The organism is Deltaproteobacteria bacterium HGW-Deltaproteobacteria-6 (assembly GCA_002840435.1).
Classification (GTDB): domain Bacteria; phylum Desulfobacterota; class Syntrophia; order Syntrophales; family Smithellaceae; genus UBA8904.
On the sequence record PHAT01000001.1, the window covers coordinates 343265 to 355695 of the forward strand.

Below are 12431 nucleotides of genomic sequence, written 5' to 3' on the forward strand. Positions count from 1 at the left end.
TTAATATTGTTTATGAGGAGGCCCTCCGATGAACAAAGAAAAATTTTGGCGTCGTTCTTATGACGAAAATATGGAAGACATTGATTCCCAACTGTTTGAAACCTCTTACACCCGGGTGATCCGGCCCACGTTTAAGAATTATCCTGACACGACGGCCTTTGCCTATATGGGTCGCCATATAAGCTATGCCGAACTGGACAGGGAGAGCAACCGCTTTGCCCGGATGCTCCTGTCGCACGGGTTTAAAAAGGGAGACGTGGTCGGCATCAATCTCCCCAATATGCCCGAGTACATTTTCGCCTGGCTGGGCACCCTGAAAGCGGGATGCACCGTATCAGGCGTTTCAATGCTCTTGTCGACCGAACAGCTTTTCCAGCAATTGACCGATTCCAGAGCCCGGGCCCTTGTGACGCTGGATATTTCCTTTGCGGACAAGATCCCGGAAATCGTACCCCGGCTGCCCGATTTGCAGGTGATTGCTGCCGCCAGGGCGGCGAGTTTTTTCCCCGGTTTGACAGCTGATGTAAGGCCGCAGGCGGGGAAGACGGTTTATACATTTGAAGAGATCCTGGAGCCAGGTAAATTTTCCGATGATCTGCCCACCGTGGAAAACACTCCCGATGACATCGCTTACCTGCAATACACGGGCGGCACGACCGGCATCCCCAAAGGGGCGATGCTCAGCCACCGGAACTCCGTTGCGGATATGATGATCTACCGCAAATGGCTGGGTTGGCGGGATGGAGAAGTGACGGCCGTTTCGGGATTTCCGTTTTTCCATATCGCCGGGCTGTTCGTCAATATCTGCGCCGTGTACATGGCGGGAACGCAGGTTCTCGTTCCCAACCCCCGCGACACGGACCATATCTGCCGTGAAATTGAGCGCTACAAGCCGTCCCTTCTGGTAAGCGTTCCCGCTCTGTATCAGATGCTGATGGCGAATCCCCGCTTCCGCCAGTTGGACCATTCCCGTGTCCAGACCTGCATTTCTTCTGCCTCGCCGTTTCCTGAAGAGGCCCAGAAGGATTTTGAGAAAATTGTCGGCAAGGGGAAACTCCTGGAGAATCTCGGCATGACGGAAGCATCGCCGCTGATTGCCTGTAATCCCGTCCAGAAAAAAAAGAAGCTGGGGACGGTAGGACTGCCGCTGATCAACACGGACATTCGTCTCATTGATCCGCTGACCGGCAAGGAGGTCCCCATCGGCGAACCCGGGGAAATCTGCGTCAAAGGTCCGCAGGTCATGGTCGGATATTACGGGCGGCCGGAAGAGACGAAAAAGGTGATCGACGCAGACGGGTACCTCCATGGCGGCGATGTGGCGGTCCAGGATGAAGAAGGTTATCTGCGCATCGTCGATCGGACAAAAGACATGATCATCGTCGGCGGGTACAAGGTTTTTTCCGTGAAGGTGGAAGCCATCCTTGTCGAGCATCCCGCCGTGGCCAGCGCGGCACTGGTCGGCGTTCCCAATCCCGACCGGCCGGGATCGGAACTGGTGGCGGCATTCGTTCAGCCTGATCCGGGTTATGCGGATGCCGGCAATGAGCCGGCGCTGAAAGAAGAAATTATTGCTTTCCTGAAGAACAGGCTGGCGCCTTATGAAATGCCCAAATGGATCATGTTCATGAAAGAACTGCCTCTTACGCCGGTGGGAAAGCTTGATAAGAAGCTCCTGCGGAAAAACGCCCCCCATCTGCTTGCCGATTCTGCGGGGCGTGACTGACCATCCGGCAAAGCCTGATGGGCTTCGAAACGGATAATCATATGAAAGGTAATGAAGACAAGGAGGAACTATGGGTTTGAATTTTTACAAGCGGGATGACCGGGACGTGCATTTCGTCCTGAAAGAACAGCTGAACGTGGAGCGTCTCCTCCAGTTCGATGTATACAGTGCGTTTTCCATGGAAGACTTCGATATGATCCTGAACCAGGCTCAGAAGATTGCCATGAACGACCTTGCGCCGGCTTTCCAGGACGGCGACCGGGAAGGATGCCGTTTTGATGCCGGAACCGTTCGCGTGCCCGCGTCGTTTCATCGTCTATGGGACGTTTTCCGGGAAGGCGGCTGGTTTGCACTGGCGAATTCGCCGGCATACGGCGGCCAGGGGCTGCCGCTGATTATTGCGGAAACCGCGGCGGAATTCTTTATCAGCGCCAATTTCGGATTCTGCACCTTCTCCGGCATGGGAGCCGGAAACGGTTCCATGATTGAGAATTTCGGTTCGCAAAAGCTGAAGGATCTGTTCTGCCACAAAATGTACGACGGGACCTGGGGAGGAGCGATGTGCCTGACCGAGCCCAGTGTGGGTTCCGACGCTCATTTGGTGACGACCCGGGCGATCCCCGACGGAGAGTTCTACCTGATCCAGGGCACAAAAATATTCATCACGTCGGGCGAACACGACATGGCTGAAAACATTATTCACCTGGTTATCGCCCGGATCGAGGGCGCCCCCGCCGGAGCGAAAGGGGTTTCTCTTTTCGCCGTTCCGAAGATCTGGGTGAATGAAGACGGGTCCCTGGGGGAACGAAATGACATGGCCTGCATCGGGATTGAACACAAAATGGGTCTGAACGCCTCGGCCACCTGCGTCCTGAATTTCGGGGAGAACGGCCGCTGCCGCGGGCACTTGATCGGCGAGCCGGGCATGGGACTGGCTTATATGTTCCAGATGGTCAACACCGCACGGATGGCCGTGGGCCTCGAATCCGTGGCTTTCGGAGCCAATATCTATGCCAACGTCCTAGCCTACGCCAAAGAGCGGGTTCAGGGAACACCTTTCGGCCGCAGCGGCGATAGAGTCCGCATCGTCGAACATGCCGACATTCGCCGCATGCTCATGAATATCAAATCGCTCACGGAAGGCATGCGGGCCCTGGTGTACAAGGCCTATATGGAAGAGGATCTTTCCCATAACCATCCCGATGAAGGGGAGCGCAAAAAAGCCAGGCGGAGGATGGAACTCCTGACGCCGCTCGTGAAAGCGTACTGTTCGGATCGGATCTTTGAAATGGGACGCGACGCCATCCAGATTCTCGGCGGTTACGGTTTCACCAAGGAATACCCTGTCGAGCAATACACCAGGGATTGCAAGATTCTCTCCATCTGGGACGGAACCAATTATATCCAATCCGCCGATCTGGTGGGCCGCAAGCTGAACATGTCGGGCGGCAAGGTCTTTGTCGAATGGGTTGAGGAGGTTACGGCTTTTATCCGGGACCACCGCGAGGACAAGACCTTCGCACAGGAAATCGCCTTCCTCGACGAGGCCCTCCAGACCATCATCGGCCTGGCCACGGACTACGGCCGCTTTTTTGCGGAAGGCAAAATCGATCTCATCCCCTCCACATCGACAAGGTTCCTCGATTCCATGTCAGAGACGGTCATCGGGCACTTGTTCCTGGAACAGGGATTCATTGCTCAAAAAAAAATCGCGGCGGGAAGCCTTACGGAAGCGGACCGGATTTTCTACGAAGGCAAAATGGAAACGGTGCGTTTCTACTGTCGGAACTTTCTCCCCCAGGTCTTCGGCCGGGCGCGGATCATCCGGGTGGAAGATATGACGGCCGTCAAGATTCCCGAAGAACAGTTGTAACGGTTCTGCCCGGGCGGCATCAAAACCGAATTCCCGAAATGTCGCGGCAGACAGCAGAATCATTTTTTCTGCGCAAGCATTGTAAGCAAAACACCCAGTAAAGGAGGTTTTAAGCATGACCGAAAAAATTTTCAGTTTGAAAAGAGAAAAGGGCAATATCGGCGTCGTCACTTTCAACGTTTTCGATGAAGCCATGAACACGTGGACCCAGGCAGCCATCACCAGCTTCGGTGAAATGGTTGCCGAGTTGGAAAAGGCAAAGGATCTTGCCGGGATTATCATCATATCCGGTAAACCGACCAATTTTTGCGCCGGCGCCAACCTGAAAATGGTGGAGGAACTGAAGGACCCCGCTGAAGGCATGGCTCTCATCCGGGCTTCTCACGACGGATTCAACCGCCTGGCCGCTCTGCCTTACCCTGTCGTGGCGGCGATCAACGGCGTCTGCGCCGGCGGTGGTCTTGAGCTGGCTCTGGTCTGTACCGGACGGATTGCGACCGACGCCAAGGCAAGTGTTATCGGCCTTCCCGAGTGCAACGTGGGCCTTTTCCCCGGCGGCGGCGGAACGCAGCGCCTGCCCCGTCTCATCGGCTATGAAGCGATTGAACTCATTCTGAAAGGGAAGCTCCTGCCCGCAACGAAAGCCCTGGAAAAGGGAATCATTGACCGCGTCATTCCGGCCGATGCCGATCTGCTGGGCGAGGCTCGAACTTTTCTTCAGGAAATTCTTGCCGGCAAAGCTAATCTGAAACGCCCCGTTCAGGATCTCAGCCAGATCGAAGCGATCGCCGCTATGGCCCGGGAAGGCGTCCTGAAAATGACCAAGGGCCGGTGGATTCCCGGTCCGCTGCTGGCGATTAAGGCGATGGAAGAAGGACTCCAGCGGCCGCTGGAAGAGGGTCTGGAGATTGAAATCAAGTATTTCATGGAGACTGCGATCTCCAACCAGGCCAAGGGGAGCATCAACACGTTCTTTATCAAGACGCTCACGGACAAACCACAGGGGATGATGACCAGGGGATTTACCCCGAAACCCATCCGGAAAGTAGCCGTGCTCGGCTTCGGCACCATGGGACGCGGCATCATCATCGAAGTCCTGCGCAACATGAAGGTTCCCGTCATCGTCAAGGATTTCCCGGAGACCTTTGAGGCGGGCAAGGCTTTCGTTAGAAAGATTCTGGAAGGCATGGCCCAGAAGAAACGTCTGAAAACGCCGGTGGATGAACTGATGGCGCTGCTCACGACGACCGCAAGTTACGGACCGGAATTTAAGGACGCGGATCTGGTTGTCGAAGCCGTTTTTGAAGACATCAAAGTGAAGGAGCAAACCTACAAGGAGCTGTGTGCCGTTATCCGCGAAGACTGCGTCATCGCCAGCAACACATCCTCCATCATGATCTCGCTGATGTCCGGCTTTGTGAAGAATCCAGAACGCTTCGGCGGCGCCCATTTCTTCTCTCCCGTCTGGATGATGCAGCTGGTGGAAATTATTCAGGGCGAAAATACGAGCCGCGAGACCGTGGACAACCTGCTTTCCTTTGCCGCCGCCATCCGCAAGCGTCCCATTGTCTGCCGCGACAATCCGGGATTCGTCGTCAATGCTCTTCTTGTTCCCTATTACCTGGGAACCCTCGGATACGTGGAATCCGGCAACAGCATTGAAAAGGTGGACGGCGCTATGGTGGCCTTTGGCATGCCCCTGGGTTCCATCCGTCTTCTCGACGAAGTGGGAATTGATGTTCCTTACAAAGCCTTCAAGGGAGCGGGAATCGTCCAAGAAACTCTTAAGAATGTCGTGGAGGCGGGCCGTCTCGGTCTTAAAAAGTCCGGTAAGGGCTTCTTCCTCGCCGACGGCACGGTCGATCCCGAGGTTCTTCCTCTCATCGCGCGCCGGCCGGTCAAGGAAGCCACGAGTGAGGAGATCCAGATGGGCTGTCTCACGAATATGGTCCAGGTCGGCAAAGACCTTCTGGATCGAAAGATTGTTGAGGATCCCCGCATGATCGATGTGGGCATGATCTGGGGAACGGGTTTCCCTCCTGACAAAGGCGGTCCTATGAAATGGGCTGATCTTATTGGCCTCAGCGAAAAGCTTTATGGGAAAACATTTTATTAGTTTGAAAAAAATGAACAGCGCAGAAGAAATGAAATGAAACAGTAAACTTCGATAATTCGGATAAGGAGTCATTATGAATGAAAGAGAAGTAGTATTCGTAGATGGGGCGCGGACGGCCTTTGGAACCCTCGGGCGCACGCTGAAGAACTTTACGATGGAACAGCTGGGTGGTTTGGCTTTGAAAGGTCTGGTGCAGAAAACCAAAATACTGGAAAAAGGAGGTGTGGTGGATGCCGTTTATGCCGGTTCCGCCATCGGCGGGACCTCCGCGATAAACCCTGCCCGGTGGGTTACCCTGGCCGGGGGGCTTCCTGCAAGCACCTCCGCCTCTTACGTTGAGATGCAGTGTGGCTCGGCCATCGATTCGATCAACCATGCCGCCTACCGGATCCTTGCCGGTCATGCGGAGATCATGATTGCAGGCGGCATGGAATCTTACAGTCAGGCAACATGCAAGTTTTCCCTGGCTACGGAACCCTTCAAAATGATCCCTCCCATGCCGATCATGCCTTCTCTTGAGCCTACTTTTGATCAGGCATCCTGGAATATGGGATTGACGGCGGAGGCTCTGCAGCAACAGTATAATATCTCTCGGGAAGCTCAAGACGAGTTCGGGCTACGGAGTCAGCTCCTGGCCAAGAAGGCAATTGATGCCGGTTACTTTGTGGATGAAATTATTCCCGTCATAGTTCCGCAGGGAAAGAAAAATCCGCCGCTGGAGTTTAAACTCGATGAACATCCCCGCATGACTTCTATGGAAGCCCTTTCGGGCCTGCGACCGGCATTTACCAAAGACGGAACGGTCACGGCAGGGAATTCCTCCGGCCGAAATGATGGGGCAGCCTTTGTCCTGATGATGACACGGGCAAAGGCAAAGGAACTGGGTTATCAGCCCATGGCAAAATGGCTCGCCGGCGGTGATTTTGGCGTTGATCCGAAAATCATGGGAATCGGTCCGGCATACGCCGTGCCTCTGTCTCTGAAAAGGGCGAATCTCAAACTGTCCGACATGGATGTTTTTGAATGCAACGAAGCCTTTGCGGTTCAGAACCTGGCCGTGATCAAGGAGCTGGAGAATCAGACGGGCGAAAAGGTTGATATGAACAAATGGAATCCCAACGGTGGCGCCATTGCATTCGGCCATCCCAACGGCGCCTCGGGCGCCCGCATTTGTCTGTTCACGATGAAAGAGCTGATCCGCAGGGGCGGCAAATACGGCTCCTTTAGTTCCTGTTGTGGCGGGGGCTTAGGCGTGGCGACGGTTATCGAAAATATACAACTCTAATTCTCTTCTAAAGGGATAGATCCGGCTCTTTTCCCGAATCGGCAAAGAGCCGGATCTCAAAGGAGAGTTCAACTTTGAGATCCGGCGAAAACTTGCCTCATTCGGGATACTGGGTTTGCCATTTTCCGAGGAATTTGGAGGATCGGCTACCAACATCCTCACTTGTTTGTTTGGCCGGAGAGGCCCTGGGGCATGCAGGTGTAGACGGCGGCAGCTTGCTTGCCTGGGGTGCCTTACCTGTGTGTCCATAACCTCTATGCTTTCCCAATGCTCCGGTAGCCGATATCTTGGTCGTGCTTGCCAACGTCAACAGGACCAAAAACATGAAGGGATTACCGCTTTCATTATCGAAAAAGGCACCCCCGGGTTCACATACCGGCAACCCTTTCCATAAGGTGGGGCGCAAGTGCTCATCCACATAGGAGGTCTTTCTCGAAGACTGTGATATCCCAGACTTTTGGTATTGATGTAATCATCAACAAGATCAATGCAGTAATCTATTCCTTTTTCACATTTTTCGCCGGGCAGGCCGGAATATTATCTTGATAAAGTGACGCAGTCTTTCAAATTCAAGTTCAGCACTGATCTTCGATGGCCATCATCTTGGCAATTCGCCGTTCATGGCGGTCGCCGGCAAAGGTGGTGTTCATGAATTTATCGATCATATCTATTACCGGAACGCTGTATTTGATCCTGCCGCCGAAGGCGATGAAGTTGGCGTTGTTGTGGGCCTTAGCCATTTCGGCACTGCAGAGGTCGGAAATGAGCGCGCAGCGGATGCCCTTGACTTTATTGGCGGCAATCGAAATGCCGATGCCTGTGCCGCAAAGCAGGATGCCGAAATCATAACCGCCTTTTTTAAATTCATTGCAGGCGGCAAGCGCCATATCCGGGTAATCGACCGCGGCATCGTCCTGGGTTCCCATGTCTATGACCTCAGCATTATTCTTTTTTAAGAAAGCAACGATCTCGTTTTTAAGATCCACTGCCCCATGATCAGAGGCTATCAAGATTTTTTTCATTTTTATTCTCCATCGGACAATGATTTTATTTCTTTCTACAAGATTATCGATTATGTCAACAAAAATACTTTACTTAAACGGCAGATTTTCGTAAAAAACCATCATGCGGGACTTATTAAATCGCTATTATAATCATCTCCTGATCGAAAAAGGAGCGGCAGACAATACGCTGGAAGCCTATGGACGCGACCTGAACCGTTATGTTTCCTTTCTGGAGCAGAAGGGGTTAACGGACGTCCGGTCCGTCATCCCGGAAACCGTGGTAGAATTTCTTGTGCATGTAAAGAATGAAGGGTTGTCGGCCAATTCGATGAACCGGTCACTTGCGGCCATGAGGGGTTTTTATAAATATTTATTGCAGGAAAAAGTTCTGGATGAGTCGCCGCTGACCCATATTGAACTGGCCAAAGTCTGGATGCGTCTGCCGGATACGGTGAGTAAAGAAGAGATGATTTCAATTCTCCGGCAGCCGGGAGATCAGACGCCATCCGCGCTGCGCGACAGTGCGATGCTGGAGCTGCTCTATGCGACCGGCCTGCGCGTTTCAGAGTTAATCGGTCTGACGATGAACAGTATCAACTGGCAGGTCGGCTTCCTGGTAGCCATGGGGAAGGGAAGCAAAGAACGGGTTGTCCCCATCGGTAAGACAGCCTATGACATTGTGAGGCGCTATGTGGACGAAGCCAGACCCAAACTGATCAAATCCAAAACGACGGATTGCTTGTTCCTGAATCGTTTCGGCGGACCATTTTCCCGCCAGGGACTCTGGAAGATCATTGTCGGTTATGCGCAAAAAGCGGGCCTGCATAAGAAAGTTCATCCGCATACCTTCCGTCATTCCTTCGCGTCTCACTTGCTTGCGGGAGGAGCGGATTTGCGTGCCGTGCAGGTGATGCTGGGGCATTCCGATATTTCGACAACGCAGATTTATACCCATGTCACAAAAGACAGATTGAAAGAGATCCATAAAAAATATCATCCGAGAGGCTGAGCGCATGCACAATGACGCCGGAAATAAAATAGAATTAAACAAAAAAATCATTGCGGGAGTGATCATCGCCTTAGTTGTAATTATTCTTCTGACATCGTTAATTTATTTTCGTTCAGAGGTCTCAGGGACCGGTATGCTTTACGGCCGGAGAGCCGTCAATACTTTTTCCCATTATATATTGAAAAATAAACCGCATTTTTATTATCTGGAAATCGAAAAAAACGGCAAAAATCTGCGTGTGGATGCCGGTGACACACTGGAGATTAATTATCGTGATGAATTTGTCATTAAATCCGTGGCCAGTGATGATTTGAGCGGAAATTTCATATCGGCAACGATTGACGGGACAGGCCGGGAGGGAAATCATATCGGCGTCTTGTTCCGGGGCATTGAATTTGTCAACCGTATCATGCAAAGCGACGCGCTGGCCAAGGATGCCCAGGCGGTCAGCATCTATAAAATCACGATTGCTTATCAAAAAGAAAAAATAGACGCGGTGCCGATTCGTGTGAAGATCCTTCCTCAGGACTGGTTGCGGGTTGCGAAAGAGTCCCGTGATGCCGGCGTGCAGGTTGAGTACTTGAAGAAGGCCGTTGCACAAAACAGCGAAGATATCGGCGTAAGAAAACTTCTGGCGGGCATCTATCTGCGGCAAAACCGGACGGAGGAGGCGGCATCGCTTTATGCAGATATTTTGCGCATTAAGCCCGATGATGCGGCGGCGGCAAAAGAACTGGCACGCTGTCATCTGAAAGGCAACAGGGCCGATCAGGCCATTAAAGTTTTATCAAACCTTGTCAGTCAGCAAACACAGGATGCTGAAGCCCATGCCATCCTTGGTCTGGCCTATAGTAATAAGAAATTATGGAGTCAGGCGGTCGAATCATATCTCCGGTCCCTTAAGCTTGACCCGGAGAATCATCCGGTAAGATTGATGCTGGCGGAAGCTTATGAGAAAGTGGATAAACCCGGCGCGGCCATGGAGCAATATCAATATATTACAAAGCATTCCCGGGATGCCGCCCCCGCCTGGCGCGCCATGGGAGACAGCTATCTCAGAAAAAAGAATTACGACCGGGCGATTGAGAGCTATACCCAGGTCATTAAAAGCAACCCGAAAGATGCTGCGGCATATGCCAACCTGGCTACGGCATATGCGGGGCAGGGGAATTTAAAAGAAGAAATGACCCATTTGCAAAAGGCCGTGGCGCTGATGCCTGACGACCCCGTTATCCACTTTAATCTGGCCGCGGCCTTCGAAAGAAGAAAAAAGACGGATGAGGCTCTTAAGGAATACTTATATGTTTTGAAAAAGAATCCTGACGATGCCGATGCGCTGGAACGCCTGGCCGACCTGACTTTCAAAAACAAAAAATATGATCAGGCCGCAAAATATTACGAAAAACTGGTCCGGAAAAATCCGCGCAAAGCGGGCGGGTTTATCAGGCTGGGATTTGCCTACGGCGAGCTGAAGGAATATGCCCTATCGGCTGAAAATTATGAAAAAGCGATCAAGCTGGGGGAGAAGGATAAGAACTTGTATTATAATCTGGCTTATACGTATACGAAACTGGGCAGGGAAAAAGAGGCCGTAAACTATTATGGGAAAATACCGCCTACCCGGCAAACACTGGGAATGATGGGCAACTATTATATCAAGGAAAAGAAATATGCACAGGCCGTTAAATATTATCAGAAAATCGTGAAGCTGGAACCGAAAAAAGCTTCTTCTTATGCCGGTTTGGGCTACGCATATCTGGCGGGCGGCAGCCTGGATAAGGCAATCGAAAATTATTTAAAAGCCTTGAAATATGACCGTGAGGATGATGAAATATATGCCGGTCTGGGTGACGCCTATGAAAAGAAAGGGCTTTACTCTGAAGCGCTGAAGGCATACAAAAGCGCGTATGAAATTAATCCGGAGACAAGAGTGGGCGGTAAAATTCCGCGGCTGCGCATTCAACTGATGGAGAAAAAAAATTAAGGACGGGAGCAAAGCATGCAACAGGTGAAGCTTAATAATTTTACAATTGGAGATCGGGGTGGTTTCACATTGATTGCCGGTCCCTGCGTTATAGAAAATGAAGCGGCGACGATGGCGATTGCTTCCCGTTTAAAACAGCTGACATCAAAATTACAGATTCCTTTCATCTTTAAAGCCTCATACGATAAAGCCAACCGGACATCAATCAATTCCTATCGGGGGCCGGGGCTTCAGGAGGGTCTGGGCATCCTGAAGCGTATTAAAGAAAAAATCGGTGTGCCGGTGCTTTCCGATGTGCACCGCTTTGAAGAAATTGATGCGGCGGCCGGCGTGCTGGATATTATGCAGGTGCCTGCTTTTCTGTGCCGTCAGACGGACTTTGTTGTGGAGGTCGCGAAGAAAGCGAAGATTGTCAATGTTAAAAAGGGACAGTTCCTGGCTCCCTGGGATGTTGCCAATATTATCGAAAAGATCAAAACCGCCGGGAATGAGAATATTTTAGTCACCGAACGCGGGGCGTCTTTCGGCTATAATAACCTCGTTTTTGATGTGCGCGCCCTGCCGATTATGCGGGCGATGGGGTATCCGGTGATTTTTGATGCAACGCACTCGGTGCAGCTGCCGGGCGGCGCGGGGACTGCCTCCGGCGGTCAGCGCGAGATGGTGCCCTATCTGGCGCGGGCGGCGGTGGCGGCAGGTGTGGACGGTGTTTTTATGGAAGTTCATCCTGATCCCGAAAAAGCACTCTGCGACGGGGCAAATTCCCTTTATCTGAATTCACTCGAAGCGTTGCTGACGACCTTAAAGAAGATTGATGAAATCGTGAAACGTGAAGCGTGAAAAGTGAAACCGGAGAGGATGAATGCATGTTGAAAAAAAATATTCAGGAAAAATTGAAAAAAATAAAAATGCTGGTTCTGGATGTGGACGGGGTGATGACCGACGGCAGAATCATCATGGACAGCGATGGACGGGAGATGAAAAATTTTAACGTCCGCGACGGTCACGGCCTGGTCATGATTCAACGCCATGGAATTCAGGTTGCCATTCTCACCGGGCGAACATCGACCGTTGTTGAACACCGGGCCCGTGATTTAAAGATTACAGAGGTGTATCAGGGAGCGCTGAACAAGAAGGAAGTATTCGATCGGATTCTTCAAAAAAACAACCTGACTGCGGAAGCCATAGCCTATATGGGTGATGATATTGTGGACATCCCCGTATTGAAAATGGTTGGGTTTTCCGTCGCAGTGGCGGATGCGGTGGATCTGGTGAAAAAAACGGTTGATTATATAACAGTCAACAGCGGCGGGCAGGGCGCGGTCAGAGAAATATGCGAGATGCTGCTCATGTCCCAGGGTTATTGGAATGAAGTCGCGGCACGATATGATTTTACCGATTTGATGTAATCGGCAAGGGGAAACACGGACTATT

General features: G+C 51.9%; 9 protein-coding genes. 8 read left to right on the top strand and 1 reads right to left on the bottom strand.

The genetic code is table 11. From position 1 onward, the window contains the following. Positions 1-28: 28 nt before the first annotated feature. The 4 genes from CVU71_01545 to CVU71_01560 all read left to right on the top strand — a co-directional run bounded on the left by CVU71_01545 (position 29) and on the right by CVU71_01560 (position 7000). Positions 29-1726 (top strand): AMP-dependent synthetase, encoded by a 1698-nt coding sequence (locus CVU71_01545; protein PKN20502.1) that lies wholly within the window; start codon positions 29-31, stop codon positions 1724-1726. Positions 1727-1796: 70 nt separating this feature from the next. Then, a complete protein-coding gene (locus tag CVU71_01550; protein ID PKN20503.1) occupies positions 1797-3599 on the top strand; it encodes an acyl-CoA dehydrogenase in 1803 nt (600 codons plus the stop codon). 115 nt (positions 3600-3714) lie between these two features. Further along, the gene (locus tag CVU71_01555) at positions 3715-5715 is read left to right on the top strand and encodes a hypothetical protein (protein PKN20504.1); all 2001 of its coding nucleotides are present in this window, start codon (positions 3715-3717) and stop codon (positions 5713-5715) included. A 73-nt stretch (positions 5716-5788) separates the two neighbouring features. Then, positions 5789-7000 (top strand): acetyl-CoA C-acyltransferase, encoded by a 1212-nt coding sequence (locus CVU71_01560; protein ID PKN20505.1) that lies wholly within the window; start codon positions 5789-5791, stop codon positions 6998-7000. Positions 7001-7575: 575 nt separating this feature from the next. Here the strand turns inward: CVU71_01560 and CVU71_01565 are convergent. Next, a complete protein-coding gene (locus CVU71_01565) occupies positions 7576-8022 on the bottom strand; it encodes a ribose-5-phosphate isomerase (protein ID PKN20506.1) in 447 nt (148 codons plus the stop codon). Positions 8023-8122: 100 nt separating this feature from the next. On the opposite strand from CVU71_01565, the gene CVU71_01570 reads away from it, so the two are divergent. From CVU71_01570 to CVU71_01585, 4 genes are read left to right on the top strand one after another with little or no spacing between them, the layout of a single operon-like run. After that, positions 8123-9013, top strand: a complete 891-nt coding sequence (locus CVU71_01570) for a site-specific tyrosine recombinase XerD (protein PKN20507.1) — start codon at positions 8123-8125, stop codon at positions 9011-9013. Positions 9014-9017: 4 nt separating this feature from the next. Beyond that, positions 9018-10997: a hypothetical protein gene (locus CVU71_01575; protein PKN20508.1), complete on the top strand. Its 1980-nt coding sequence runs from the start codon at positions 9018-9020 to the stop codon at positions 10995-10997. 15 nt (positions 10998-11012) lie between these two features. Then, complete coding sequence (locus CVU71_01580; protein ID PKN20509.1) at positions 11013-11837, top strand: 3-deoxy-8-phosphooctulonate synthase; 825 nt, start codon at positions 11013-11015, stop codon at positions 11835-11837. A gap of 41 nt (positions 11838-11878) precedes the next feature. Further along, a complete protein-coding gene (locus CVU71_01585; protein PKN21033.1) occupies positions 11879-12406 on the top strand; it encodes a phenylphosphate carboxylase subunit delta in 528 nt (175 codons plus the stop codon). The last annotated feature ends 25 nt before the right edge of the window (positions 12407-12431 follow it).

What these genes read in the sequence shown, in the direction of transcription:
- CVU71_01545 (PKN20502.1), top strand. Translation starts at nt 29, where the DNA reads ATGAACAAAGAAAAATTTTGGCGTCGTTCTTATGACGAAAATATGGAA.
- CVU71_01550 (PKN20503.1), top strand. Translation starts at nt 1,797, where the DNA reads ATGGGTTTGAATTTTTACAAGCGGGATGACCGGGACGTGCATTTCGTC.
- CVU71_01555 (PKN20504.1), top strand. Translation starts at nt 3,715, where the DNA reads ATGACCGAAAAAATTTTCAGTTTGAAAAGAGAAAAGGGCAATATCGGC.
- CVU71_01560 (PKN20505.1), top strand. Translation starts at nt 5,789, where the DNA reads ATGAATGAAAGAGAAGTAGTATTCGTAGATGGGGCGCGGACGGCCTTT.
- CVU71_01565 (PKN20506.1), bottom strand. Translation starts at nt 8,022, where the DNA reads ATGAAAAAAATCTTGATAGCCTCTGATCATGGGGCAGTGGATCTTAAA.
- CVU71_01575 (PKN20508.1), top strand. Translation starts at nt 9,018, where the DNA reads ATGCACAATGACGCCGGAAATAAAATAGAATTAAACAAAAAAATCATT.
- CVU71_01580 (PKN20509.1), top strand. Translation starts at nt 11,013, where the DNA reads ATGCAACAGGTGAAGCTTAATAATTTTACAATTGGAGATCGGGGTGGT.